The organism is Marinicrinis sediminis, from assembly GCF_042685085.1.
GTDB lineage: Bacteria > Bacillota > Bacilli > Paenibacillales > KCTC-33676 > Marinicrinis > Marinicrinis sediminis.
The window spans coordinates 1-26,161 of record NZ_JBHUMM010000043.1 but is presented as its reverse complement, the minus strand read 5'-3'; the positions used below and the strand labels follow the sequence as shown (position 1 = coordinate 26,161).

The window sequence follows — 26,161 nt, the reverse complement described above, 5'->3', positions numbered from 1 at the left end:
AACGCCCATGATCATACCTCCCATCCCAAGAATCGACCTGTCTGATAGACGATCATCGCAATGACATAGGCAATGATAAACGCATACCCAATCGAGAGAAGCGTCCATTTGCGAGACCCGGACTCCTTGCTAATCGTTGCCATCGTAGCCAGACAGGGCACATAGAGCAGGGTAAACACCATGAAGCTGAACGCCGACAGCGGGGTATATACCTCGGTCATCAAACCTTGCAGCGAGGCCGTATCGGGTACAAAATAGATAATATTCATCGTGGAAACGACGACTTCCTTGGCAAGAAAGCCTGTCAACAGCGCCACACTGGCTTCCCACGTCCCAAAACCAAGCGGTGTAAACAGCGGTGCAATGGTGTGACCGATGAGCGCGAGGAAACTGTCTTCAATCGGCACATCGTAACCGGCAGGTCCCATACTGGAGAGAAGCCAAACCATCACTGAGCCTGCGAAAATAACCGTTCCTGCCTTGCGAATAAAACCTTTTCCCTTGTCCCAGGTACTGCGCCACAGCGTCGTCCATTGTGGAAACCGATACGGTGGCAGCTCCAGCAGGAAGGTGCTTTCCTCTTCGTTTTTCAGCAATGAAGCAGCAAACAACTTTGCCATCAGCAGCGCCGTGACAATGCCCAGCACGTACATCGACAACACGACGGTTGCCTGCATGTCCACGAAAAAAGCCCCTGCAAACAACGCATACACCGGTAAACGGGCCGAGCAGGACATCATCGGCACAATCAGCATCGTCATGATTCGCTGTTTCCGCTGTTCCATTGAGCGGGCCGCCATCACACCCGGTACATTGCAGCCAAAGCTGATCATCATCGGGATGAATGCCTTGCCATTTAATCCAAAGCCCTGCATGAGCCGATCCATGACCGTGGCAGCTCTGGACATGTAGCCCGAATCTTCCAGCAAGGATATCAGCAGAAACAAGATCATAATCTGCGGCACAAACACCAGCACGCCGCCCACACCTGCTACGATTCCGTCCAGCACTAGCGCCTCCAAAAAGGCCGATGCCCCAATACTTGATAGACCGGTAGCGATCCAATCCGTCAATGTGCCCGCCAGAAATCCGTCCAGCAAATCAGACAGTGGTACCCCCAGCCAATCAAAGGTCAGCTTGAACATGAGATACATCAACAACAGGTAAATGGGGACACCGAGTAGAGGATGCGTCACAATCGCATCGATATCATCCGTAGTGGAGGGACGATCCACCGGCCGCATTTCCGTCGTCTTGCTTAGCACATGATCAATCCGTTGCTGTCGAATGCGGTGCAGTTCCGCCGTAATCGCCGAAACGGAAGAATGGCCATCCTCCGGATGTCTGCGGAGCAAGCTGGCTTCCGTCTCTTTTCTGCATACATGCCAATCATCCATATTTATGCCCTGTACAGCGGACAAATACATCTCTACCTCTCTGTTCCCATCGAGCCATTGCAGCGCCAGCCACCGTTTGGACGGCATCCCCTCCTGATCGGGAATCCATCGACTGATCTGAGTGACAGCCTCTTCAATCTCGGGCCCATAGTCGATCTGGAACCTCGGACCTCTAAGTTGACGCTCTGCCAGATGCAGCAGGATCTCCGCACAGCCTTTGCCTGTTCGGGCCATAATCGGTAGAACGGGAACGCCCAACTCCTGGCTCAAACGCTGAATATCGGTGTGCATGCCCCTGCTGCGAGCGACATCTTCCATATTCATGCCAATCAGCATCGGTTGATCCAGTTCCATCAACTGAAGCGTCAAGTGCAGACTGCGCTGCACTGGGAAGCATCAACAATATTCAGCAAATGGGAATACGATGGGGTTAGCAAGTAGGTCGCAACGACGCGCTCATCCTCTGACAACGGATTCAGCGAATAGACACCAGGCAGATCAACCAGACTTCCTGAGCGGTTCGACAAGGCACCTACCTTCTTCTCTACCGTCACCCCACTCCAGTTACCGACATACGCGTACGTATTCGTAAGCTTGTTAAAAAGGGAAGTCTTACCGGTGTTCGGATTTCCGATCAAGGCAATACGGGCTTCATGCAAGGCTCTGACACCTCCAGTCTGTCGGCAATCGATCTGCGCAAACTGATCAACTGACTATTTGCCTCAATGATCAGGGGACCGCCAAAAAGCATGACGCCCTTCAGTTCAATTTCGTGTCCTTCCACCAGCCCCATGTCCTTCAGCCGCCTGCCTGTCGAGCCAATGTCTTCAGCAGGAGACAGCAGGACGGCTCTTTCCCGTTTCTTCAGTTGAGTCAGTTTCAATGCAAACCCTCCTCTATCTATCCTCTCTCTTGCAATTGAGAATCAATATCATTTATGTATACCCTATTATAGAAAGGCCGCCCTGACTGTTCTGTGAGATCTCGCACAATTTCACCACAAAAAACCGAACCATTCAGTGAATGATTCGGTCTTCACGTTGCAACTCATCCTATACCGTTTACATGCTCGCGTATACATCCTGAATCTCGCTGGTCGTGGCGCTTACGCTTACATTCATGCCCTGCAAAGCACGATGAATAATACTAATCGCCTGGGCATTCAATGTCTCGCCATCCCCGATCCCCTTCAAGTCTCCCTCATACTTCAAACCCGCCTTGCTGTCTATGTCCACTTTCAGTTCATCCCTGGTAAAGGTGGGATGGGAGAATACATGAATGATGACGGCATCCCCATTTCCAGAATCCTGCATTTTAGTCCGATAGCCATTTGCTTCACTAAGCGATGGCGTAATAAACACATGGCCCAGGCTCCAGTTGTTGTAGGTGGCCTGTGCATCGACATCATCTCTTCCATGCGTACTGACCCCTTCTCCCTGTCCACCTCTCTTGGCCTTCAAGCCGCCAGCCATAATAGCATCCTTATGCTGGGCAAAAGTCGCATGATAATAGCGACATGCGGCAATGACTCGTCGAATGGTATCTGCCTTTTCTTCTCCCTCCCTAACTGGTACTTCATCTTCCGTTACATGCAAACGGGGCGATATGAAAAAATTCCGGAATTGCGCATTCAGGATAATTTGCTCGGCAAGCACCCGCTCTGTAAAGGTTTCTCCCTCATATTCATCCAGCAATTGTGTTCTCACATCGCTGAAGTATGGTATGCTTTCCTTGCCTTCGCTGCGTGTTCTCATCTTGTTCCACAAGGCGGAGAGGGTGTTCTGGCTCCAGGTCTTCACTTCCGCGTCATCCAGGGAACGTTGAATGACAGGCCTGCCTGATGCGTGGTTCTTCATCATTTGCACCATCGCCTGATTGCCCATTGTCGTTTGAGCCTGTATAAGCAGACTCTCAGCTGTCGATTCTTGCGTATGTGCCGTCGCCGGTGCCTGCACTCCTCCCCTATGGCGGGAAGATGCCGTCTTCTTCTCTCCTTGCGAAGAGGCCGATCGCGTCGATGGTTGTGCGCGCATCGCTTTCATTCTCCATCATCCTTCTTTCTCCTGAATTCTGACTACATATGTACGAACTGCTTTCTTATAGACAATCCGCCTGCTCTACCTTTCTCATATCCTCCACACTTCGATATTTGGTCTGCAAACCCTTTCTCTAACTGGAATATTAATGAAAACTTTAACGAACTGAGGGAGGTTTTGTTTGGCAACTGTCGAAAATAGGAGGCATGGTTCTTAGATTAGAAAGCAGGTGAAGGGATGAAATATCAGGCTCATACTGGTGGTTCGCCATCCAGAGCTGCCAAAACGCCACCATCGCAATCACAAGCAATGAAAAAAACAGACTCATCAAATCGGATGATGCAGCTGCAGCAAAAAATGGGCAATCAGGCACTGCAGCGTATGCTTCAGACCGGTTTCGCCCCAGCCATTCAGCGCAAATCGACCCAAGAAGGGGAAGCGAGCCTGGAACTGTCTGCTTCAAGCGCAGCTCCACAAAACAATGAAAGCCTGACGGGCACATCTTTCTCCTCGGAAAACAGTCTGATCCAACGCAAGGTCGTAATGGGTGTAAACAGCAGCAACGTCATTACATCTGTTGTGTTCGACAGCCGTCCATCCTGGCGTGTCCATGTGCGCAATCATTTCGGGGACTATGATGCGGATCAGGAGAACATACGTCACAAGGTCGGATGGAATGTGCTGGAACGTCAGATTGCTGAGGCTCTGGTCGGTCAGACGCTTGATCAGGCTTATCAGGTACTCAAGGGAGAGGGTGTTACGCCAAGCGGCAAAGACTCCGAAAGTATCCGGGCCGCCATTACCGAGTGGGGCGGACAGGTTTTCAACAACCTCGATAATCTCTTTCTGGGGGATGCCGAGGACAACCAGGCGCTGGGCAGAAAAGCTCCGCAAGCCAATCGACTGTTGAAGAAAGCAGAAGCCGGTACCCTCAAATATCCGGTCAAAGTGAAATTCCCGAATTCCACCTCGATTTGGCAACTTAATGACATTGAGGACGTCAAGGATTGGTGGACGAATGTGCAGGGAGATTGGGAAGACTATACGGATATTCAGTATTTGGAAAATGAGTTTCAGGACATATAAGAACGAAATAAGGCTGCAACTGATTAGGGAGGACCTAACCGGTTGCAGCCTTGTTGGCTTATGCTGTTAATATGGGATGCGTTTACGTGTCTGTCTCTTCCTTTGGTTCCATACGTCTAGCTGCATAGAGCACCGGTGTAGACACCACGGAGATGAGCAGCTTGAATCCATAGGTGGTCAACAGAATCTGCAACCATACATCCATCGTATAGACGCCGGCAAAGGCAATCGTACAAAAGACGAGCGTATCCAGAAACTGACTGACGCCTGTACTCCCGATCGTTCGCATCCATAACTGTTTGCGATGCGGATATCTGGACTTGATCCAGGTAAACAGCTTGACATCAATCAACTGGCTGACGGCATAAGCGAGCAGACTTCCCGCTGCAATACGCGGCAGCAACCCAAAAATGGTCTCCAGAGATTCCTGGGCAAAGTCGGTCTCCTGTGGATCAAACCGCAGTGCCAGCTGCATAATGATCGTCGAAGCAATCAAGGTAAAAAAGCCGAACCAGACGGCTTTTTTCGCCTGTCTGGGTCCATATTTCTCATTCAGCAAATCGGTGGCCATATAAATGGTCGTATACACCGTATTGCCAAGCGTTGTTATTATCCCCAACACTTCAATCGTCTTCAGCACCTGAATATTGGCAATGACCGTGGCAAAGCCGATCCAGGCGAAGATGCCCTGCCTGCCGAACAGGCGATAGCAAAGCAGAAACAGACTGAAATGTGCGGCAACAAACAGCATTCCCCACCAAATATGAAACATTTTTCACACTCTCCTTAGTTTTGATAACGCGGGATGGTTACGAACCGCGACTGCCAGTTAGCAGTGTATGTACCCGAAGACAACTAGATTACTTTACTACAGGTTTTCTGGATGTGCAAGCAGAAAAAGCTGCCTCCACTCACGGAGACAGCTTCATATCGGGTTACGCTCGCTTAGAACGACTGCTGCTTTCGTTTATTATAGGACCTCGAATTTCTTGTAGGACCTCAAAGATTTTCTTCCTTCAGGGCATCAATAATATTTTCTTTCTTCAGCTTGGACGCTGCGTAAAGCATCGTCAGAGACACGATCAAAAACACGCCGATGACCGCATACACGATCTCTTTCCATGGGAGGATGAAATCAAATTCAAAGCCGGCCCCCATCGAATTGTACAGCCATAAGCTGATCAGGATGCTGATCGGAATCCCGAACATGAGTGCCTTTAATCCGTAAAACACACTCTCATAATTCATCATTTTCGTAAAACCACGTGGCGTCAAACCGACCGACTTCAGCATGGCAAACTCTCGTCTGCGCAGTGCTACGTTTGTGCTGATCGTATTGAATATATTCGTGACACCAATGAGCGTGATCAACGTGACAAAGCCGTATAGAAAGATGGATATGACCATTTTGGCCGATTCAGCAGCTTCCTGATCAGCTGCGGCATGATAGATCGTCAGAAATTCACCTGGTTTTTGATGATTTCGGGCATCCAGCCCTCTGATCATATTCCGGAAGGTGCGTTCCTCCATTCCTTCATTTACGTTTAGATACAATCCGATCCGTTCTGCATCTTCCTTCCATTCCTGGCGCTCCATCCGTTGGACCGCTTGCTCAAATACGGTATCTGATACGATGATCGTCGCAGTTCCAACGTCTGTGTAAGGTACAGCAAACGGATTTTCTTCGGTCACATGACTGACTTGAAAGTCAAATCGCTCCGGTTCCGGCTCATTTTCATACGGATAATGGGACAACGACAAGGTTTCGCCTGCTTCAATCTGAAGCGGATTATATTCAGCTACCAATGGATAGCTGATCTTGTTATAGTTGACCAGTATGCCATTCAGTTTGTCCGCTCCCGCATCATCTGCCGGGTTCAAGCCCAGTTCCTCCACATAACGCTTATATTCATGCGGCGATATCTTGACCAGCCTGATTCCCATTTTATACGTACCGCTCTCCACTTGCTTGCTGAAATATTCATCCGTGTTCATATCACCCGAATCCAGCATCTCGTCCTGAATAAAGGGACCAAAGCTCTCCCGCTCCATCTCATTGGCAACAAGGTACAGTTGTTGCAGGAACGTATAACGTTCTACCGCATCTTCCTCGATGATTTGCTGGTAGAAGGCCTGCTGATCACGAGCAGATAGCCCCTCTTTTCTCACTTCATAATCATAATTCGTTTCCGTGTAGTACATATTGGTGCTCTCGAAACCATACAGCATGAAAGATGAGAAAGACAGGTACAGCACAATACTGATACAAAGAGAGAAGACCGTTGCCCGGTACCGCTTCCGCTGTCTCTTCATATTTTTCAGTGCCAGTTCTCCCTCCATACCGAATAGCCAACGGGTTAATCTGGATGTTTTGAGCTTCTTGCCCTTGATGTTAATATCCGAGTTCTGACGAATGGCTTGTACGGGAGAGACACGCGAAGCCCGCTTCGCCGGAATGAAGGCTGACAAGAAGATCGTGAACCCGATGAATCCGACAGATTGCAGCATGGTCGTCATCGATACAATGAGGCGAAGTTCAGCGCTTGTGTCTGCAAGCATGTCCGCGATGAGCTGATTGACAACGCTCAAGGTGACCCCAATGCCCGCGATCCCGGACAAAATGCCGATTGGAATGCCGATCAATCCGAGCAACAATCCTTCATAAAACACCATCTGACGAATTTGTCTTTGAGTAGCTCCGACACTTGCGAGCATGCCAAACTGTCTTTTGCGCTCACTGACGGATATGGCAAAGGCATTATAAATGACCGTTACAGAACCCACCACGACCAGTAAAATGATAATGAGGCCAACCGTTCGGAACATCGCATTGATTTCATTGTCTTTGGTAATGCCCATCCATTTCAGCAGTTCCTCGTTGTAGACCACCTTTTCGACACCGGCCGCCTCGGCTATATCAGGTACCTGCTCAAAAATCTGCTTCGGTTTTTTGGCGACGATCGATACATTCACCAGCTCATCCGGTTTCAGTGCACGTTCATCCAAATAGGCAACCGCGGCAAAACCTGCAGAATGATACCGCTCAAAGCGGGGCATCTCGATAAATCCGGTGATCGTATAGGTCTTCTGTTCGGTCTGAGCCAGCTTTTCTGTTTCACTCAGCGGTTCCTGCACCAGTGTCATGCCCTCATCTACACGATCGCCTACCATGAGATCAATCTGGTCACCAACCTGATATTCTACCCCGCCGCTGTAAAACACTTCTTCACTAAGTACAATCTCGCCCGCCTGCTCTGGCAACCGCCCTTCCACGATATCTACAGGCAAATGGGCAAACGCTTCCGCATCATAACTCTTAATCATCAGATATGGTTTATTTACATCCTTCAAACCCTCCAGCCTGGCGAAACCACTGTCCATACTAAGCATAGCGGTTTTCGTAAAGGCATGTTCAGTCACATATTTGATCTGTTTGGCCTTGACATCATAAAAGGACGCATGATGGGCCCCGTCGGTCTGCTTGGCAGACTGGACAAATACATCCTGAAAACTGGCGATCAGCGTCGATACACCGGTAATGAGTGCAGCGGACAGGATGATGCCGATCAAAGTCACAATCGTCCGTCTGCGGTTCAGCTTCAAATTGCGAATGGTCAGTTGTCTGAATACATTCATGGACGAATCACCTCGTCCTTGCTAATGCGTCCGTCCTGAAGCGTAATCATGCGGTCTGCCTGCAAGGCGATCTGAGGATCATGCGTAATCATGATCAGTGTCTGATTGAAATATTTGTTGGATAGTTTCAGCAACTCCACGATTTCCTTGGAGTTTTGACTGTCCAGGTTTCCGGTGGGCTCGTCCGCGAGCACGATAGCCGGCTGATTGATGAGTGCCCGTCCAATCGAGACGCGCTGCTGCTGACCGCCTGAGAGCTCATTTGGCAAATGCTGCTGGCGCTTGGCTAGTCCCAGCGTGTCCAAGAGATCATTCAGTTTCTTCTTGTCCACCCTCCGGTTGTCCAGCAGCAACGGCAAAGTCATGTTCTCCTCTACATTCAGAATCGGGATCAGGTTGTAAAACTGATAGATCAAGCCGATCTGCCTGCGTCTGAATATGGCAAGCTTCGTTTCATTCAACCCATAAATATCGGTATTGTCGATCATCACCTTGCCACTCGTTGGCCGGTCCACCCCGCCCAGAATATGCAGCATCGTAGATTTGCCCGACCCGGAAGGTCCGATGATCGCTACGAATTCCCCTTTCTTTACACTAAAGGATATGTTGTCAATCGCCTTGACCTGCGTATCCCCCTTGCCATATACCTTGGACAGATTCTCAACGCGCATGATTTCCATTCCTGTCTCCACTCCTTTTGTTTGTGTTGGCTTCAGTATAATGAACCAACATGACAATCCCGTGACGGAAGAGGTGACACTTTTGTCACCTGGATGCAGGATGGAGATGATTTCTGTCTTCAGAAGAGGACGCATGAAAAAAAGTCACGGTAAACGTGGTGCCCTCTCCTGGCTCACTGTGCACGGTCAAATCTCCGCCCTGCTTCTTGATAATGGCATAGGCCATCGCCAAACCAATGCCTACACTGTCGGCACCGGCGTTTTTCCCACGGTAAAACCGATTGAAGATATAAGGCAGATCTTGCGGATCAATGCCGGCTCCGTTATCTGCGATCGTCAGCTTCGTATACAGCGGATTGGTCTCATACGTCAACTCGATTTCACCGCCTTCGGGAGTATGCTCGACGGCATTCTTCAACATATTGACGAGAGCTTCACGGGTCCAGTTCAGATCCCCCCTGAGCATGATCCGTTCATCACCATGAACCGTCACCTGTTGCATGCGGATATCGAGAGGGACACTGAGCGACTCCAGCGACCGGTCAATCAGCGTCTGAATCGGGTAAAGCTCCTTCTTCATTTCAATGGTTCCAGCATCGAGCTTGGCCAGTTTCAGCAGGGAAGAGATGAGCCATTCCATGCGATCGAGCTGTGCCTGCATGCGATGAAGAAATTTTTCCTTGACCTCCTCAGCCGGATTGTCCTGCAGCACATCATGAACGACAAACAGGGAGGTCATCGGGGTCTTTAACTGATGAGATATATCCGCGATGGATGCAGCCAGCTGCACCTTGTCTTGTTGCAGATCATTTTTTTGCTCCCGCAGCATGGAAGTAATCTTGTACATCTCATTTTTGAGGATGCTGACCGTTCCTTCCTCGTTATCTCGCATATCCAGTGCTTCTTCTCCCTCTGCGATCAGGCGGGCATAGTGCGTGACTTCATCCAGCTTTCGATAATGCAGCTGAAGATAACGCCAAAGCACGTACCCCATCGTCACAAACGCAAGCAAAATCAGCAACAGCAGCATAACGATATGACTGTGATGAAGCTGTACCATCGTTGCCTGCTCATTGTAAATCAAATTTTGGTCAATTCCGTAGCGTTTCAGCAATTCCTTGCCGCGCTCCACTTCATCCGTTTGGGGACGAAGAATTTGCTCAACCACCGCTTTTTCATCATCCCTGTACGATTGATCGGTTTGTTCGCCTGGCTTGTCCTGCATGGCGTCATCCAATACCGCAGCTACAATCGCAGCCTGCTGGTTGAAGATCGCCTCCCTTTGGGCATGAAAGTGATAAGTGGCAAGGCCAAATGCGATCACCGCAAATGTCAGCAGCCCCGTGAGCCACAGGATGACAAGTTTTGAAAACTCGGGATTTTTCAGCATCTTCATGGCGTTTCTCCCGCCCTGTAACCCAGTCCCCGCACAGTCTGGATGAGCACCGGATGCTGGGGATCGTGCTCGATTTTCTCGCGGAGCCGTTTAATATATACGGTCAAGGTATTGTCATTGACAAAATCGCCGGCCACGTCCCAGATGCCTTCCAGAATCTGATGGCGGGACAAAGTCTGACCCTTATGATTGGCAAATGTCAGTAGCAGCTTGTATTCGATGGGTGTCAAGGCCACTTCCTGCCCACTTTTGGTTACTTTCGCCTCGGACGGATGAACGGAAACATCCCCCAACTGAATCTCCGTCTTCTTATCCGTCTGTTTGCCGCTTCGACGCAACACACTCTTCATTCGGGAAATCAGCTCTCTGACGCGAAACGGCTTCGTTACGTAATCATCTGCGCCAATATCCAGTCCCATTACGACATTCACTTCATCATCTATAGCGGTAAGGAAAATAACCGGCGTGTCCAGCCGGGAACGAATCTGCTTGCATAAATCAAACCCGTTTCCGTCGGGCAATCCCACATCCAGAATAATGAGATCATATCTGTTCTGATTCATTTGCTCCAACGCCTGTTGGGCGCGATGGCACACCTGTACCGCGAAACCTTCTTGCTGCAAGGCATATTCAATGCCCATGGCAATGGTCGTATCATCTTCTACAATTAGAATCTGCTGCATGTCTTCACCTCTTTCTATGTCTATTATACCGATATCTCTGCGCATTCCGTGACAATATTGTCACCTTCCTCCTGCCGTGCAAATAAAAAAGACGTCCGTGTCATCACGACGGTCGTCCTCTGCTACCTTATTCTCGTCTTTCCTCCCGAACGGGCTTGACATGGATCGGGACCTCATTTCCCTTGAGCGTCTTCGTCTCGAGTTTAAATCGTCCTTCATAGCCAAAAATGGGCCCGAAAACGGGATGGGATACCTTTACTTTAATTCGAAAATGCGCCGTCTCTTCATCGTACCATTCCTGAAATTCAGCCGTGCCCGACAACAGGAGGGGAACCGAAAGGCCGATCCATTTCTCATACCATCTCTGCCTCGTGGATACCAGATGGAGACCGCCCTTTTCGTTGACGGAAAGCTCAATATCTACCGCCAGATGCTGGTGTGTACCCAGGTAGTCCACGATCCCGCCTCTCTGCTGACTGTATATCATCGTTGCATCAAACCGCCGCTGTTTGCGTCCAAAATCAAACGTCCGCACCCACGTAACAGTCTCCCGTCCAAAACCGTCCAAGTACGCATAATTCTCAATCATAAAGGGCACCTCTCTGCCCGTATCGGGAAAGAGGGTATGTCGCTTTGTCCCCAGAGCGAGAAAGGGCCGAAAAACCCGGTGTCCGACCCAAATACGGTCCATGGTTCCGGTCCCGACTTGCGCGATACCGGATGTACTGTTCATTCCGAATCGTTGCTGCATGTTCGGATGCAGCTTCTTGAAATCTTCGCCTAATGCCTGCTCATAGATAGACCGCATCTGCTGCCTCCTCCCATCATGCTCATCCTATAAGGTTCAGTAAGGTCCTATAAGTTTCTGTAAGATTCCAACAGGTTTCATTAGATTCCAATCGATTTCATATGCGATCCACTGTCGCCATTTTACCATCATAGACGCTTTCGTCGCTTGCAGTTCGAGGCCGAAGGCAAGTCTTGCAACTGTAGAAGACCTGTCACCGCGACCACCATCATCAATAGATTGAGCGTGACCGGATTGAATGGGGCGACGAATGAAGAGGGGGCAGAGAACGCTGCTCCAAGCGTCAACAGCAACAACAGCACAATCGTTCCGACATAGGTTGCTTTTTTTCGTGCGAGAAGGAACATCAGAACGCCAAGTCCGATCTCCCCCCACCCAACCACCTGCAAAACAAGCGATTCATAGCCGTTAAACAAGCCAGATCCTCTCAGAATGTCCAACTCACCGCTATCCGGAACGAGCAGCTTCGGTACTAGTCCCTGATAGATCCAGGCAAACGCCAGAGCACATACACAGATAACATGGACAAGCATTCGCTGAATCGACCATTTGGGTGCCATCCCTTTCTCCAGCCACAATCGCAGGCAGTCAAAGCTCCACGCCGTCGCCCAGCTCATCAGCGGATTGAACAGGAACCGATCCAGCCACTGTCCCGCCTTGCCAAATCTCGTTTCATACTGATACTGTGTCAAAAAACGTATCCCGTCTTCCTCCTGCACATATTGCCAATAACCGCTTCCTGACCGGATGAGGGAGATGGGCTGATCCGACCAAAACTTCAGGGAACTGGTGCGCTGACTCGCATCCTGAATCGTCTGAATCGACTCTCCCTTACCGGCAATCTGCAAGCCAAATCCGATCTTCGTACGATAATCAAATTGCTGAGGGTCCGACTGCTGTTCCTTGGGCAGATAGGAAATCTCCGAGAACCTGAGATCCCACTGCTGATGCTGATCGGGATGCTGCGTAGCATGCCAGAGCTTCTCCATGCTTGTATCGATTTTTCGTTCCACATAGATGGGCTTCGAAAAAGACTTCGAAATGGGCTTCGAAATGGGTTTCGACGGACTGGGTTTCATGGTCCCCCTCCTTTAGGCTGACAAGTACGCGTGCACGGAAGGTCTGCCTGACTATCATTGATCTATGATTGATGTATGTCTATGATCTACCTATGTCTATGATCTACCTATTTCCATGATGGATCTATCACTCAAATATAACCTTATTATGCTTTATCTATGATGTTGAGATCAACCTGTGCGAAGAGTTGGGCACCCGCTTCCCGGTCGGCCATCACGAGCAAATGGGGATGGGTTTGCAACAGCGAAGCCGGAAGCTCCGTGGTGATCGGACCGGTTAAGGCGCTCGACAATACGTCGGCCTTGTCCTTGCCTTTGACGACCAATAAAATCATCCTCGCCTGCAAGATGGTGCCCATGCCCATCGTAATCGCCTGCTTTGGCACCTCTTCCATCTCACTGAAGAAGCGAGCGTTGGCCTCTCGGGTTTCTTCCTGGAGAGAGACGACATGGGTGCCCCTTTCCAACCCACGCCCAGGCTCATTGAAGCCAATGTGCCCGTTATGTCCAAGCCCCAGTAGTTGCAGATCTATCCGTCCTGCCTCAGCCAGCAGTTGGTCATAACGCAGACATTCCTGGTGAGGATCGCGGGCCATCCCGTCCGGAATATGCCGCTGGTCTGGGGGCATATCCACATGCCCGAACAGATGCTGCAGCATATAATACGCATAGCTTTGCGAGTGTGAGGGAGGCAGTCCGACATACTCATCCAGATTAAAGGCAAGAGCATGTTTCAGACTGAGCCTTTCCTCCGAAAACACCTGGATCAGCGCCTGATAAATCCCTACCGGTGTGCCTCCGGTAGCCAGACCAAATACGGGACGTTCCTTGCTTCTTGCCAGCTCTACCATCACCTCGCTCGCTGCCTTGTCCAGCGCTTCATGTGAATCAAAAATACGAATGTCCATGACCGTTACCTCCCCTTGTCTTTTCGGTATCTCTGCACCATTTGATACGCATGCTCTAGTCGCGGTACATACGCGTCGAACTTCTTCGTCGTCAAGCCGGTAAACAGAATATCTATAACATGAAGCTGGGCAATCCTTGAGGCCATGTCTCCCCTTCGCATGCCCGATTCAAGCGAGCTTGTAAATAGCGCTATGTCTGCAAGCTGCGACAAAGGACTGGACCCGTACTTGGTGAGGGAAATCGTATAAGCCCCATTGTCCTTGGCACAGCGCAGGGCATCAATCATTTCCGGTGTCTCACCGGAATAGGAAATGACAAAGGCTACATCCTCTTCAGTCAGGCTGGAAGCCGAGGTAATCTGCATGTGCGTGTCCGTAAAGGCAGCAGCCGGCTTGCCAATGCGAACCAGCTTCTGATAAAAATCCTGGGCAACCAGTCCTGAGGTCGCAACGCCGTACAGATCGATTCGCCTGGCTTCCAGGAGACGTTCAATCACCAACTCCCACTGCTCCGGTTCGATCAATTGAGTCGTATCCATAATGGAACGAATGTGATTGGCCTCTATCGCCTGGATAATCGCCGGAAGTGTATTGCCTTCCACCAGATCCTGATACGAATTGGAGACCGACCTGCTCGCCAGATCACTGGAAAGCTTGACTTTCAGATCCGGAAAGCCCGCAAAGTGCAAACTTTTGCAAAATCGCGTAATGGTTGCGGGGCTGGCTCCGGATTGCCTGGCCACCTCCGTGATACTCATTTGGGTCAATGGCTTCGGATGGGCGAGTATATATGCTGCCAGGTCCTTGTCCTTGCCCTGCAAGGTCGGAAGCAGTTCCTGAATCGTATGAAGGATGTAAGACATCTGTTGTCCTCCTTTTATCATCCCGTCCTATTGAAAATAATTTTCAATTTAATTATAATTAAAAAGAAAAATATTTTCAACAATGCCTTGTAAACAACTACCTGATATTTGAGCGGCCTTGATGGTTTCAGGGCGGTACCCGATATAACGGAGGGATAAATATGACCGTACAGGCTCAGACGCAATGGTTTGAACATGCACGAATTTATACCGGATATGAAGTAATCGAAGAGGCTTCATTGCTCGTGGAGAATAGCAAAATCGCGGGTATTTATCGGAAAGGTGACCCCATGCCTGTTCTGTCAGAGACTTGCATACGGGTGGATGCCCGTGACCTGCAGCTGATCCCTGGCATGATCGATCTGCATGTACACGGCGGTGGTGGAGGGGATGTCATGAGCGGAGATCATACGCAACTCGCCGCGATGTGTGACTTTCACGCTGCTCACGGTACGACCTCCCTGCTCGCGACCACGATGTCAGCATCCAGGGAACGCATTCTTCACGCATTAAAAGGGGTAGCCGGTTACAACCGACAACAGACGAACACGGGCGCTCGCATAATAGGTGTTCATCTCGAAGGCCCTTTTCTTCATCCAGCCCGAACTGGCGCACAAAACCCTGCCCATTTGCGACAGCCCAATTTGGCGGAATGCCAACACTATGCGGAAGCGTCAGATCATCAGCTTAAACTCCTTACTATCGCGCCGGAGCTGCAAGGCGCTGAGGATGTGATCCGATGGGCTGTGGACGCAGGAATCACCGTCTCTATTGGTCATTCAGATGCCACGCATGTCCAAATGCTGGAGGCCATCCATTGGGGCGCCTCTCAAGTAACTCATCTATTCAACGGCATGCGCCCTCTGCATCATCGTGATCCTGGGGTAGCCGGCACGGCCCTCATGCATGATGCCCTATGTACGGAGTTAATCTGTGACGGCATTCATATCCATCCCCATCTGATCCCGTGGGTAATGGCGCAAAAACCGAAGGACAAAGTCGTCTGCATCACGGATTGCATCTCGGTAGCAGGGCTGACGGACGGGACTTATACACTTGGCGGATTGGCCGTTGAACTCGAAAACCAGATCGTACGATTGAAGATCGATGACGGGGAGGAAACCCCTGAAGAAGTGACCAATGGAACCCATAGGGAAAGTAATAAGAGGAAGGGTAGCAAAGAAGGCAATCTAGCAGGCAGCACGCTCACCATGCATCAGGCTTTGCGAAATACCTTATCCTACACCAATCTGCCTCTTGAAGCGGTTATTCCTTATTTTACGATTAATGCTGCCAAACAGGCGAAAGTAGATCAAACAAAAGGCTCACTGGAAATCGGGAAGGATGCAGATATTGTCATCCTGGACCATGCAGGAAATATTGCCGCTACCTATGTGGAAGGGAAGCGCGTATTCGCTGCCCAAAATTTCTTATCCGTCCACAGTAGCAAAAGTCTATAGGCATTCATACCCTGTGGGTGAAGGAGGTGCTTCACATGCATCATGCACAACCCCAAGCCCAGATGGAAAAGAAAGACCTGCAGCACTTTTGCCACCAGCATCGCTACTATTATGTCATGGCGGAAAGTCAGGATGGTCATCAATATGACGGCATCATTGAGTCGATGGACGATGATCATGTATATATGCTGCTGCCGATGGGCGATCAGGAATCTGAAGGTCCAATGATGAATGCGCAGAGACAATATTACCCTTATGGCTATCCTTATGGGTATCCGTATGGCTACGGGTATGGATATGGCTACCCGGGTCGCTTCCGCCGCTTCGGTAGATTCAGATTCCCGTATTACGGAATTCGCAGATTGTTCTTCCCTTATTTTTACTAATCCATAACGCTTGAATCATCACTTTCGATATTATTGAGAACTGGGAGATTGTCAGCCAGGCCAGACCGAAGAGACATGTTCACCTGTCTTTATCGGTCTTTTTTTTCTTTTTATATCTATCTTGTTATATCTATCTTGCCCGTTAACCTCGACCGCCATCATTGTCTCCTGTTCATATAAGCGCTCGTCTACAAAATGACCTCGATATACATACATGATTTCATTTCGATCGTCTTTTCGCCGAATTCCACGGTTCCCCCAGGCGGACGGTAATAATTGAACGCTTTCAATTGATCGTAGGTTTCGATAGCCAGGATCTTGCCCTGTTCTTAATCAGCACGATCGTCTATCCCTTGATTCAATACTTTTGCATGTGACTCAACCTCTCTCCGCATTTGTTTATGTTTTTTCTACCTGTCTGGCTTCACTTTTTCTATCTCCATATAATATGTCAGCGCGGACTCGATCACCGATTGGGCCATTCCCGTTCTTGACTGAATGCGTTCGCTCCAGGCGAACAGCGATTCAAGCGGTGCTTCCGGTTGGAGTCCCTGGGGAGTTGAGACAAAACTGTGCCATCTGGAAAACTCCCAGTGATGCACATCGTCATTTCCCAGAAACAGTCTTCGTTCTACTAGTGATTGCCGCACATCACGCTGCGAACGCCCACCCGCTTCCCAAACCTGTCCGTCTTCCACAGGTTCCAGTCCGAACACCTGTCTGCTAACTTTACCGTTGGGACGTATATAGGCGATTTCTGCTTGCTGATGTTGAACTTTCACCTGGGTCCGTGCAGCCGGAAAAAAACCAGCCATCATATCTTCACAAAAATCCTCACTCCGTGGATCAACCAAAATCGGCTGTATCCACTGATCTCCCAAATCACATAAAAATCGATATCCCTCATGATTGACCACGATAACCGCCACATGGGCGTTGGGAGTGTGCCAGTCGTGACCGGTCGCATAGGCCGTGATGCCTTTCAACCGGCATTCATCAATCAGCCAAATCGCCAGATCAAAGCAATTGCCTGAGGTGCCATACAGATGGCGGTGCTCCTTCATTTGCGCGACTGTTCGTTGGCTGACACTTCCCTGATGCTGTTTCCAGTGCCAGGCCTTGGTCAATGTCTCCATCGCAAAATCATCAAACTGCTTCCACACTTCCATCACATCCGTCGTAGCATGCACTAGTACGTCCTCCTCAAGGTTTGGCAATCAGTCCGGTCTTCACTCCGCATGCAAATCCGGCCTGTTCGTAAAATTGCAGTGTGCCCGCTTCCTGTGCACCGGTCATGAGCATCACCTTATAGCATTGCTGCTGCCAGGCCGTTTCCAATGCAATTTTTAATACGCGTGTGGCAAGGTCCTGCCTGCGGAATCGGGCATCGGTCACAACATTTTCAATCAAGCCATACGGTTTGCCGCCTCGCGTCAAGTTCGGTATGATGACGAGCACACAGGTCGCCACCAGCTTATCTTCTACAAAAGCACCGAATAGGTAGTGGTAGTCATCCTCCTGGATTTGCTGCAGCAAGGGCTGTAGCTCATTTGAAGAAAGAACTGGATCTTCCGGATGCATCTGTTCATACAAATCCATCAACTGCGGCCATTCTTCATCATGAATTTGCCGAACGTGGCTCATTTCGGCCATCGATATTCCCTCCTAAATCAACCTTTCTCCATATCGTCAATTCCATATATGAGGGCGATCCACTCCCATTGTTCTCATATAGTTTAACAACTGGCCGGTGTGGACAGATTCGTGATAGGCGATGCGCAATAGCATATCCCCGAGTTTTTTCACATAGCCGCCTGCCTCAAGAAGATCAATATCGATGTTTTCCAAATCATCGATAGGAATGGATTGAAGATACGTCAAGAATTTCTCCCGATACGGCTTTGCAAATTGAAGTTCATTCTCTACCGATATGAATGCTTTCCCTTCGAAAGGATTGAATACATCAGCTAAGATTTTCCCCCCTCTTCCTATTAGAACTTGGTGATAAAGAAACTCCGCTTGTAAGATATGTCTGATCATTTCCGCACACGTAAACGCTTCGTTATCCGGTTTCCAATCCAACATTTCGTCGGGGATCGCTTTCCAAACCCTCTCACTTCTACTTCTGATCTCTTGAAAATTTAAAATGATGACATCCATTGCATTCATCGACACCACACCCGTTTCTTTTAAATTTAAAGCTGGATTTGACCTCTTTTTCAGACGGTTACTTATGTAGAAGAAACTCATTTGCTAGCTTACAATCCCTCATGCCTATCAATCAGGTCCATGAATATCAGGGTTTGGAGACATGGATTAGATATAACGCATCCATAAAGAAAAACAGACTTGCTGCCTTGTGCTCTCAGCGAAGTCTGTATCATCTGTCGTCATGATGTTGTCATTGAATGCCAATTCGGTTCGAATGAAGTTAGAATTGGGGATTCCGTAAATCAGGATTCGCCTTCCATGTCTACATTGTGGTAGACACGCTGTACATCCTCCAGGTCTTCCAATGCATCGACCAATTTCTCAAACTGTGCCAGGTCTTCCTCAGACAGCGTTACTTCGGTTTGCGGCAGCATCGTCAGCTCGGCGATACTGAATTCAGATACACCCGCTTGGCCAAGCGCTTCCTGTACCGCATGGAATTGATCCGGTTCCGCATACACAATAACGGTGGTGTCTTCCTCTAGCAAATCCCGCGCATCCACGTCCGCTTCCATCAGGATTTCCAGCACTTCATCGGCACTTTTTCCTTCCAGTCCGATCACAGCAGTTTCATCGAACATATAGGAAACAGAACCGCTGACGCCCATGCTGCCGCCATTTTTATTGAATGCAGAACGCACTTCCGGTGCGGTGCGGTTGACGTTATTCGTCAGCGCTTCCACGATCAGCATGGAGCCGCTTGGGCCAAATCCTTCATATCTTAGCTCTTCGTAATTCTCATCCGCTCCGCCCTTTGCCTTCTCCAGCGCACGATCAATGATGGCCTTGGGTACATTGTATGTCTTGGCGCGCTCCAGAACGACCTTTAAATTGCGGTTTGATTCCGGGTCCGGCTCACCCTGCTTGGCGGCTACATAAATCTCACGCCCGAATTTGGCATAAATACGACTGGTGTTTTTATCTTTGCTTGCTTTTTTCTCTTTGATATTGTTCCACTTGCGACCCATTGTGTCCCCTCTTTCTGCCAGGTTAAGAAGTATGATTCGATTTTTGCGGCAAATTCACTCTTACAATCTTACATTTTATCACAAACCCCCGCTAACCTGAATGACAAAAATCCGCGTCTGATCTAAATGACAAATATCCTGTACATCTTCGTTCTGTTCGGTTCCCGTTTACCCTACACGATTCATACAGCCTGTGATTTTCCCTTCTCGATGTTGACCTTCGCCAGCAGAACAATACCAGCTATGAAAAACAAGAGCAGCGCAAGGATTCCCCACCGGCTGGAGCCTGTCAACAACCCGACAGTTGAAAAAACGAGCGGTCCGACAATCGCAGAAAATTTGCTGGACAAATTCAGAAAACCGAAAAATTCAGCAGCCCGCTCTTTCGGGATCATTTTGCTGTATATCGAGCGGGACAAGGCCTGACTTCCTCCCTGAACGAGCCCCACCATAAAGGCAAGTAGATAAAAATGAAGGGCCGAGGTCATCAGCGCCCCCAAGAGTACGATCAGCACATACACCCATAGCGATAGCGTTAAGGTTCGCTTCGATCCCCATCTATCCGCCAGCTTTCCCAGCAACAGCGTAAACGGGATGCCGACAAACTGGGTAATCACCAGCGCACCGATCAGATCTGAGGTGCCAATGCCGATCTCTTTGCCATAGATCGTCGCCATCGTAATGATTGTACTGATGCCGTCATTGAAAAACCAGAAGGCCAACATAAACTTCAACAGCTCCGGATATTGCCGGAGATGGCGCAACGTATGCCAAATGCGGCTAAAGCCAATGCGTGCATACTGCCGAACCTGTAGTTCGCCATGCCGCCGCGTGTCTCGTACCCGCCTCATCAATGGCAAGGAAAACAGCAACCACCATAGCGCCACGGATAGAAATGAAATCCGTGTCCCCGTCAGCGTATCTGGGATGCCGAACCATTCCGGCTTCTGAATCCACAGCAGGTTCAGCACCAGCAGAAGGCCACCGCCTATATACCCGAAGGCAAAGCCTTGTGAAGATACCCGATCCCGCTGCTCATCCGGGACGAGATCGGGCAATAGGCCGTCATAAAACGTATTGGCATTAGAAAATCCGACCAGGCCAAAGATGAACAATCCCGAAGCCAGTATATAATCTCCTTCCCCGACAAAAACAAAGCCTGCCGAGGCCAAAATGCCCATCAAGGCAAAAAATCGCAAAAAGCGCATCTTCAAACCGGAATAATCCGCCACAGCTCCAAGCACGGGTGCCATCACCGCCATCAAAACCATCGCAATCGTCTGGGTAAATCCCCAGTATGATGTCGCCACATGATCCTCCAGCGGAGCTGCGGCCACTTCAGAATAAAATACGGGCAGAACAGCAGCCATCATCGTCGCTGCAAAAGCTGAGTTTGCCCAGTCATACATCACCCAGGCTCTCACGTGCTGTTTGTTCGTGGACATCGATCTTCTCCTTTTCCCTGTTTTTCCTCTCTGCTGCGCGAAGCAATGGTCTACTGATTTCAGGAAAAATCCAGGTCTCCATATCTATCTATGAATGATTTGGTGTTCATCTCCATCGATCTATATATGAAAGATGCCGTTATCAGACTGACAGGACTGACAGGACTGTCACTCGTATTCATCCACTTGCTTGTACATCCCGCTCTGGGAAGAAGGAGAAAAAAATACGGCGTTTCCGAATTCCTCTGCCTGCTCCCATTTGTCATACTCGGCCAGATAACGATAAAGTCCTTCATCTGTCTGTGAGATCAGTTGTTTACCAGCGACGCGAAGGTCACCGGGTGCCGTTACCATCTGTTTGAGATCATGTTGGGCATGCCATTGATAATAGGTGGAATACCACAATCCGGTTTGCTGGGATCGTGCTTGTTTTTCCAAATAGGCGAGTGAATTGTCCAGCAGCAGAACCTTTCCTTCCGCCTCATCTACAGACCCGTCTCTACCCTCATAACGGGTCCATATCTGATCATCTCTCGTGACCGTCCAGTAATAGCCTTGTTCCGAAATGTGCACGGGCATCCTGGGAATGTTCGGCCACATTCTGATTGTTCCAGTCGTATAGCTTTGTTTTTCTATGACTGGCTCTGTAAGATTCGCATAGATCCATCTGTGAAACGCGTACGCATAATCTGTCTCACTCTTCAGCGGCGTAATGGTCATGAATACCAGCCGATCCGTCCACTGATCGTAAGTAACCTGATGAAGCCTTTCTTGATTGTTGCTGTCTGAAAAATCCTGAATCACTTCTCGCTCCTGGCGGTTCACGTCATATACATAAATACGATGATTGTCCGCATAAAGCAATCGTTCATGATCCAGCCATTGTACCCGTGAAGTCATGGCTGACAAGCCTTCTTCCATGACTAACGGCAGCTCTCCCTTCCTGTGCAATACAAGCTGGTAGGCTCTTTCGGCATGGAGCATGCTCTGATTCCATATCTCTGCAACCCCAACGTATTGCTTGTTGTCCGCTGAAAATACGATGTCTGCATAGAAGTAATCCAGCTCTGACCATCCCACTCGTTCATGACTGTTCATATCGAACCAATTCTTTTTCTGTACTCTCTCTATGGAGATGGAAGGCAAGCGCGAACCGATCTCAATAAAATTTCCGCTCTTTGCCCGGAAATGCTCCAGCGATACTGTGAAATGGGTGCCGTGGTCACTTATGAAGAGGTTTCCAACTTTCTCTCGTGCATTGTCCCATATATGCAGTTGATAGGTTGTAGGATCAATCCATTCTCCGGCTGGCAGCAGTTCAGTTCCATACCGGGTATCCATTTCTTCAGAGAAAACCAGGTTCAAACTCTTTTTCGAATGCGACACTTTCACAGCTGCATGCTCGGATATTCCCGTATGAACAACCAGTCCGTCCTCCGAAAGGGAAGTCTGATCCACGATAACCCCCAGCTTTTCATGCTTTATAAACTCCATCGGTTTCATATCTCCCAGCTTTACTTTAATAGGAGACTGTTCATAAATGAGAGACAGCAGATATATGCCCTCTTCTCGTTCTTCTTTCGTGAACGTATATCGGGTCGTACCCTCTATGCTGATTTGATTGAGCAGGTCTTCGACCGTTGGATGAACAAGGCTCGATTTCAATTTGAGATCAATCAATAGTTCCTCCCGATGCATCACCAGTTGAGTCGGAGTCTGATGAACCTCTGTCCCTTCAAAGGAATAGATTTGCTGACTTGCTTGATCATCGCTTTCCCCGATACCTATCGAGAGGATATCCCGACTGAATACAAAATCCCCTTCTGTTGAAAGCTCTGGGTTCGCTGTCCCTTCTATCAGATTTCTTTGTTCCGCTTCACATCCAACTAGCAAGACAAGTATGGTTACGAGCAGAATGAATGGCCACCGGTTCCGCACGGGACTCCTCCTTATTTTCACAATCATGAACGTTCTTCTTTCATTTACAGTTGTACATGATGCAGCCAAGGTTGGTTATGATCTATTCATTTCGACTTTTCCTATATACTTCCTTCTTTTCCTGTTCTATTATTTGTTCTTCCAACAAGTTTCGACTTTAGGTGAAACCTAGGAGAAAGAGTCTCGTATGTACTGATACAGGAGGGATTAGACTTGAAAAAAATGAAAAATGGACTCTATCTTCTGAGCTGGATCGCGGTATTACTGGTTTCCTACAACTTTCTGATCGTTGAAAAGCCTGATCGGAATGAAGAAAATTGCCAATCTGTCATAACCAAATATGCAGATGTCATCAAATGGGACGACAACACGTACAAAGTGAACGTAAACGCAGAAGCATCGTCTGTGGTAAAGGGAAAGGAATTGGGTCAAGTGCAACATACCGTCGATGCGGATTCATGTGAGGACGATAAATGGAAGAATGGAGCCGCTACTGCTCTACCTGAGGGCACCATCCTTTATAAAGTGGAAAACGAATCCTCGGAATCGGTACTGTTTGCTGATGGCAAGGTCTATCAGCTTATACAGTAAACCGAAATAATGGCCCCATTTTCAGCTATCCACATTTCTAGTTTATTTCGGAACCATCTATACCTATGATCAAACCAGGTCTAGATGGTTCTCATTTTTATCGTCGTGAGGGTTGAAACGAGAATGGGCTTATGTCAAAATAGAAAAGGTTTATACATAGACAGATAAAGAGGTGGTTTTTTGGAAGGATTGCTTGCATTTTTACAGGAAAATTTATGGATTGTTTTGTTCATGTTGCTCGTTTGTGTGTTGATCATCAAGTCGATCAGATCAAACCTCAAATGGCTCCCCGTGGTTGCATTAGTGGGCGGTATGCTGTACTTTGGCTTCCAGCATGAACCTGCTGAGATTCTGGAGGCAGAAGCCGTCGCAGCAGAAGAAGCGGCAGCCGCAGCCGAGGCGGAGGCGATTGACAAGCTGGCCTCTCACACCGATTATGTATATGAAGAAGACTCGGACGGCCAGTTCGTCATCAAAGGCAAGTCCGATCAGCGTATAAACGTGAAGGGTGCAATCAACGGCAAAACCGTCACCATTATAGATGGCGATAAAGAAATGGAAGTAGGTCGCAGCAATAACAAGCTTCGTGCCTTCATCAATCTGATCGAAATGAGAAGTGATTAAGTACATAATCAGCATGTAACAGCAACAGATGGTTAATTGTGAGCGATGATGAGTGGATGATGGAGGAATAAAGAGATGAACTCACGAGCTCCACTTTGGACCAATCTGCACCGCCATTTACCTTTTGGAATATAATGGGCTGTTCGATATTTATGACGGATATAATCCAGTTTGATTGTAGACAAACACAGATGAAGATTGCAAATTATCAAACTGGAAATAATTGTGTTGATAGCTATCGTCTTCACCTTGGGCGGTTCTCGATACACACTGCTTCTATTCACACTTAATAGATTCTTCTTCCAGCAGGGTCCGAGAATTTCTGTAGATTTTTTTCAGCCAGCCTACCTCATAGGTAAGCTGGCAGACTTTATGCTCTAGTTCTGCAATATGCTCGTGGCTGTGTTCGAGTTCCTTTTATCTTGGAAGGCCCTTTCTTAAACACTTTCAAAGCTAAGAACTCTTTTTTCCAAAGAGAGAAGACCACAGGACTAACATCATACTTTGCAGTGATTTCATTCACTATAGACTATTCAGCTAGGATCTCCAATACAACCTTCGGTTTAAATTCGGCGGGGTAGTTCGTTCTCTTTTTCATAGTCTTAGTAGAACTTAGATTTTAGATTTTGTATCTCACCTCTTGGGAGAATTATACACTTACATTATAGTAATGAATTTTTCTAATACTTCCTCATTCATAGTGACCCTTTTCTTCTATACACCACATCTCACCATCAATACCTTTATCAGTATAGGTATATATTCCGCTGTAAACAAGTCTACCAAAGAATTTACTAGCCATACTTGTAAAAAGTTGTTTTTCGCCCCCAATAAGCCAGACTAATTGTAATTCATTTGCTTCAAGCCACTCGTTCATGATGTCTTTCCTAATTAATGCATATGAAGGGCCAATTTCTTTAATGCTTGGATCAATAAATGCTAGATTATTATTTGAATCAACCCATTCCCCATATGTATTATGCTTAAATTTCAAGCCCATATCACTAATTAAAAGTTTATTTGGCAAGTATATTGAAATTGACTTATTTAATGATTTGTCGGTGCTACCAGACTCCCACTCATACTGATTTGTAGGAACAAGATAGTTAACATTTATTAATTCCCGCCAATTAGCATCAGAGTCCGATTCTATCCAATCAAGCATTTCTTTATAATACGGATGCCAAGGATATTCTTTTAAAAATCCTTGGTGGTCTGTTGAACTTGGATTCGAAATATCTGGATCGCATAAGTTTTCACCCTTTAGTTTCTTTTTAAGTTTATCAGCATCTTTTTTATTAATAATACATGTATTTATCCTAAACCAGGCATCTTGACTTGGAATTTTATCTTCATCCATTTCGGGTTTCTTACTCCATTTAGAAAACCCTCTTAGAACCATCCACCTTTTATTATCAATTGGGTTTGTCCTTTCTAATAACTCCTTAAACGGAGGGACAATTGCCTTATCCCAAAGCCAAGACTTCTGATTTTGCAGTTCGTCATTAACAAATGGAAAAACAAAAGGTTGCCACCACGAACCTTCGAATTCATCCCATCCCGAATCTTCAGTTTCTCGTATCCACAAGGATGGATCTAAATCACGCAAATGATTTTGCCAAGGACCCCTGAACTCTGAATCATCTATATCACTATAACCACGGTCAACCCAGTGCAAATTATCCGACATAATTGCTAATAGCTCATGAAAAGCAATCCATTGGTACTTCTTGCCAACCCTTTCTATCCTGGATGGGGACCTATCATAATTTTTAGCATACATTCTCTCAAAATCCTTAAACGTGGGATGCCACCCTAACTCATACGCTCTTTTGCAAACCTCTTAAGCCCCCTATAGTATTTGGACAATATAAGTTCATATGATTATACTATTCATAGTCAGGGGGCGCTTCATTTGAAAAGACAAAAGTATGCAAGAGAATTTAAACTGCAAGTGGTGAAAGAG

23 protein-coding genes and 1 pseudogene are annotated in these 26,161 nt (G+C 48.1%); 5 read left to right on the top strand and 19 right to left on the bottom strand.

What is annotated here, in order from left to right; all coding sequences use genetic code 11:
- Positions 1 to 11 precede the first annotated feature (11 nt).
- The 3 genes and pseudogenes from feoB to ACFSUC_RS13805 all read right to left on the bottom strand — a co-directional run bounded on the left by feoB (position 12) and on the right by ACFSUC_RS13805 (position 3,439).
- A pseudogene (gene feoB, locus ACFSUC_RS13815) lies at positions 12 to 2,056 on the bottom strand (ferrous iron transport protein B).
- Positions 2,032 to 2,280 (bottom strand): FeoA family protein, encoded by a 249-nt coding sequence (locus tag ACFSUC_RS13810; protein ID WP_379930205.1) that lies wholly within the window; start codon positions 2,278 to 2,280, stop codon positions 2,032 to 2,034. The pseudogene feoB and the gene ACFSUC_RS13810 overlap by 25 nt, the downstream one beginning before the upstream one ends.
- Before the next feature lie 178 nt (positions 2,281 to 2,458).
- The gene (locus ACFSUC_RS13805) at positions 2,459 to 3,439 is read right to left on the bottom strand and encodes a hypothetical protein (RefSeq protein WP_379930204.1); all 981 of its coding nucleotides are present in this window, start codon (positions 3,437 to 3,439) and stop codon (positions 2,459 to 2,461) included.
- A 231-nt stretch (positions 3,440 to 3,670) separates the two neighbouring features.
- Between ACFSUC_RS13805 and ACFSUC_RS13800 the strand changes: the two genes are divergently transcribed.
- Entirely contained in the window at positions 3,671 to 4,519 is an 849-nt protein-coding gene (locus ACFSUC_RS13800) for a hypothetical protein (protein ID WP_379930203.1), read from the top strand.
- Positions 4,520 to 4,601: 82 nt separating this feature from the next.
- On the opposite strand, the gene ACFSUC_RS13795 is transcribed toward ACFSUC_RS13800, so the two are convergent.
- The 9 genes from ACFSUC_RS13795 to ACFSUC_RS13755 form a co-directional block, all read right to left on the bottom strand.
- Positions 4,602 to 5,291: a queuosine precursor transporter gene (locus ACFSUC_RS13795; RefSeq protein WP_379930202.1), complete on the bottom strand. Its 690-nt coding sequence runs from the start codon at positions 5,289 to 5,291 to the stop codon at positions 4,602 to 4,604.
- A 227-nt stretch (positions 5,292 to 5,518) separates the two neighbouring features.
- Entirely contained in the window at positions 5,519 to 8,155 is a 2,637-nt protein-coding gene (locus tag ACFSUC_RS13790) for an ABC transporter permease (protein ID WP_379930201.1), read from the bottom strand.
- Entirely contained in the window at positions 8,152 to 8,835 is a 684-nt protein-coding gene (locus tag ACFSUC_RS13785) for an ABC transporter ATP-binding protein (protein ID WP_379930200.1), read from the bottom strand. Before ACFSUC_RS13785 ends, ACFSUC_RS13790 begins: the two co-directional genes overlap by 4 nt.
- 85 nt (positions 8,836 to 8,920) lie before the next feature.
- A complete protein-coding gene (locus ACFSUC_RS13780) occupies positions 8,921 to 10,231 on the bottom strand; it encodes a sensor histidine kinase (protein ID WP_379930199.1) in 1,311 nt (436 codons plus the stop codon).
- Positions 10,228 to 10,914 (bottom strand): response regulator transcription factor, encoded by a 687-nt coding sequence (locus ACFSUC_RS13775; RefSeq protein ID WP_379930198.1) that lies wholly within the window; start codon positions 10,912 to 10,914, stop codon positions 10,228 to 10,230. The genes ACFSUC_RS13780 and ACFSUC_RS13775 overlap by 4 nt, the downstream gene beginning before the upstream one ends.
- A 127-nt stretch (positions 10,915 to 11,041) precedes the next feature.
- Positions 11,042 to 11,722, bottom strand: a complete 681-nt coding sequence (locus ACFSUC_RS13770; RefSeq protein ID WP_379930197.1) for a DUF4166 domain-containing protein — start codon at positions 11,720 to 11,722, stop codon at positions 11,042 to 11,044.
- Positions 11,723 to 11,850: 128 nt separating this feature from the next.
- Positions 11,851 to 12,801: a DoxX-like family protein gene (locus ACFSUC_RS13765; protein ID WP_379930196.1), complete on the bottom strand. Its 951-nt coding sequence runs from the start codon at positions 12,799 to 12,801 to the stop codon at positions 11,851 to 11,853.
- A gap of 146 nt (positions 12,802 to 12,947) precedes the next feature.
- A complete protein-coding gene (nagB, locus tag ACFSUC_RS13760; protein ID WP_379930195.1) occupies positions 12,948 to 13,709 on the bottom strand; it encodes a glucosamine-6-phosphate deaminase in 762 nt (253 codons plus the stop codon).
- A 5-nt stretch (positions 13,710 to 13,714) separates the two neighbouring features.
- A complete protein-coding gene (locus ACFSUC_RS13755) occupies positions 13,715 to 14,572 on the bottom strand; it encodes a MurR/RpiR family transcriptional regulator (protein ID WP_379930194.1) in 858 nt (285 codons plus the stop codon).
- A 161-nt stretch (positions 14,573 to 14,733) separates the two neighbouring features.
- Between ACFSUC_RS13755 and nagA the strand changes: the two genes are divergently transcribed.
- Both nagA and ACFSUC_RS13745 read left to right on the top strand, forming a co-directional pair.
- Entirely contained in the window at positions 14,734 to 16,032 is a 1,299-nt protein-coding gene (gene nagA, locus ACFSUC_RS13750) for an N-acetylglucosamine-6-phosphate deacetylase (RefSeq protein WP_379930193.1), read from the top strand.
- Positions 16,033 to 16,067: 35 nt separating this feature from the next.
- Positions 16,068 to 16,418, top strand: coding sequence for a hypothetical protein (locus ACFSUC_RS13745; protein ID WP_379930192.1), 351 nt, complete (start codon positions 16,068 to 16,070; stop codon positions 16,416 to 16,418).
- A gap of 410 nt (positions 16,419 to 16,828) precedes the next feature.
- On the opposite strand, the gene ACFSUC_RS13740 is transcribed toward ACFSUC_RS13745, so the two are convergent.
- The 6 genes from ACFSUC_RS13740 to ACFSUC_RS13715 all read right to left on the bottom strand — a co-directional run bounded on the left by ACFSUC_RS13740 (position 16,829) and on the right by ACFSUC_RS13715 (position 22,980).
- Positions 16,829 to 17,608 carry a hypothetical protein gene (locus ACFSUC_RS13740; RefSeq protein WP_379930191.1) on the bottom strand — a complete coding sequence of 260 codons (780 nt, stop codon included), beginning with the start codon at positions 17,606 to 17,608 and terminating at the stop codon, positions 16,829 to 16,831.
- Positions 17,609 to 17,621: 13 nt separating this feature from the next.
- Positions 17,622 to 18,071: a GNAT family N-acetyltransferase gene (locus tag ACFSUC_RS13735; RefSeq protein ID WP_379930190.1), complete on the bottom strand. Its 450-nt coding sequence runs from the start codon at positions 18,069 to 18,071 to the stop codon at positions 17,622 to 17,624.
- A 36-nt stretch (positions 18,072 to 18,107) separates the two neighbouring features.
- On the bottom strand, positions 18,108 to 18,587 hold the full coding sequence (locus tag ACFSUC_RS13730) for a DinB family protein (RefSeq protein ID WP_379930189.1): 480 nt from the start codon (positions 18,585 to 18,587) through the stop codon (positions 18,108 to 18,110).
- A 284-nt stretch (positions 18,588 to 18,871) separates the two neighbouring features.
- Positions 18,872 to 19,597, bottom strand: coding sequence for a YebC/PmpR family DNA-binding transcriptional regulator (locus ACFSUC_RS13725; protein WP_379930188.1), 726 nt, complete (start codon positions 19,595 to 19,597; stop codon positions 18,872 to 18,874).
- A 182-nt stretch (positions 19,598 to 19,779) separates the two neighbouring features.
- Positions 19,780 to 21,042, bottom strand: coding sequence for an MFS transporter (locus ACFSUC_RS13720; protein WP_379930187.1), 1,263 nt, complete (start codon positions 21,040 to 21,042; stop codon positions 19,780 to 19,782).
- Between the two features lie 168 nt (positions 21,043 to 21,210).
- On the bottom strand, positions 21,211 to 22,980 hold the full coding sequence (locus ACFSUC_RS13715) for a hypothetical protein (RefSeq protein ID WP_379930186.1): 1,770 nt from the start codon (positions 22,978 to 22,980) through the stop codon (positions 21,211 to 21,213).
- 213 nt (positions 22,981 to 23,193) lie between these two features.
- Here ACFSUC_RS13715 and ACFSUC_RS13710 point away from each other — a divergent pair, with 213 nt between their 5' ends.
- A complete protein-coding gene (locus tag ACFSUC_RS13710) occupies positions 23,194 to 23,571 on the top strand; it encodes a hypothetical protein (RefSeq protein WP_379930185.1) in 378 nt (125 codons plus the stop codon).
- Positions 23,572 to 23,751: 180 nt separating this feature from the next.
- A complete protein-coding gene (locus ACFSUC_RS13705; protein ID WP_379930184.1) occupies positions 23,752 to 24,195 on the top strand; it encodes a hypothetical protein in 444 nt (147 codons plus the stop codon).
- Positions 24,196 to 24,886: 691 nt separating this feature from the next.
- Here ACFSUC_RS13705 and ACFSUC_RS13700 read toward each other — a convergent pair.
- Complete coding sequence (locus tag ACFSUC_RS13700; protein WP_379930183.1) at positions 24,887 to 25,978, bottom strand: hypothetical protein; 1,092 nt, start codon at positions 25,976 to 25,978, stop codon at positions 24,887 to 24,889.
- Between the last annotated feature and the right edge of the window lie 183 nt (positions 25,979 to 26,161).

Bases quoted from the DNA above. Each gene is read 5' to 3' on its own strand.
- ACFSUC_RS13805 (WP_379930204.1), bottom strand. From the start codon at position 3,439: ATGAAAGCGATGCGCGCACAACCATCGACGCGATCGGCCTCTTCGCAA.
- ACFSUC_RS13800 (WP_379930203.1), top strand. From the start codon at position 3,671: ATGAAATATCAGGCTCATACTGGTGGTTCGCCATCCAGAGCTGCCAAA.
- ACFSUC_RS13795 (WP_379930202.1), bottom strand. From the start codon at position 5,291: ATGTTTCATATTTGGTGGGGAATGCTGTTTGTTGCCGCACATTTCAGT.
- ACFSUC_RS13790 (WP_379930201.1), bottom strand. From the start codon at position 8,155: ATGAATGTATTCAGACAACTGACCATTCGCAATTTGAAGCTGAACCGC.
- ACFSUC_RS13785 (WP_379930200.1), bottom strand. From the start codon at position 8,835: ATGGAAATCATGCGCGTTGAGAATCTGTCCAAGGTATATGGCAAGGGG.
- ACFSUC_RS13780 (WP_379930199.1), bottom strand. From the start codon at position 10,231: ATGAAGATGCTGAAAAATCCCGAGTTTTCAAAACTTGTCATCCTGTGG.
- ACFSUC_RS13775 (WP_379930198.1), bottom strand. From the start codon at position 10,914: ATGCAGCAGATTCTAATTGTAGAAGATGATACGACCATTGCCATGGGC.
- ACFSUC_RS13770 (WP_379930197.1), bottom strand. From the start codon at position 11,722: ATGCGGTCTATCTATGAGCAGGCATTAGGCGAAGATTTCAAGAAGCTG.
- ACFSUC_RS13765 (WP_379930196.1), bottom strand. From the start codon at position 12,801: ATGAAACCCAGTCCGTCGAAACCCATTTCGAAGCCCATTTCGAAGTCT.
- nagB (WP_379930195.1), bottom strand. From the start codon at position 13,709: ATGGACATTCGTATTTTTGATTCACATGAAGCGCTGGACAAGGCAGCG.
- ACFSUC_RS13755 (WP_379930194.1), bottom strand. From the start codon at position 14,572: ATGTCTTACATCCTTCATACGATTCAGGAACTGCTTCCGACCTTGCAG.
- nagA (WP_379930193.1), top strand. From the start codon at position 14,734: ATGACCGTACAGGCTCAGACGCAATGGTTTGAACATGCACGAATTTAT.
- ACFSUC_RS13745 (WP_379930192.1), top strand. From the start codon at position 16,068: ATGCATCATGCACAACCCCAAGCCCAGATGGAAAAGAAAGACCTGCAG.
- ACFSUC_RS13735 (WP_379930190.1), bottom strand. From the start codon at position 18,071: ATGGCCGAAATGAGCCACGTTCGGCAAATTCATGATGAAGAATGGCCG.
- ACFSUC_RS13730 (WP_379930189.1), bottom strand. From the start codon at position 18,587: ATGAATGCAATGGATGTCATCATTTTAAATTTTCAAGAGATCAGAAGT.
- ACFSUC_RS13725 (WP_379930188.1), bottom strand. From the start codon at position 19,597: ATGGGTCGCAAGTGGAACAATATCAAAGAGAAAAAAGCAAGCAAAGAT.
- ACFSUC_RS13720 (WP_379930187.1), bottom strand. From the start codon at position 21,042: ATGTCCACGAACAAACAGCACGTGAGAGCCTGGGTGATGTATGACTGG.
- ACFSUC_RS13700 (WP_379930183.1), bottom strand. From the start codon at position 25,978: ATGTATGCTAAAAATTATGATAGGTCCCCATCCAGGATAGAAAGGGTT.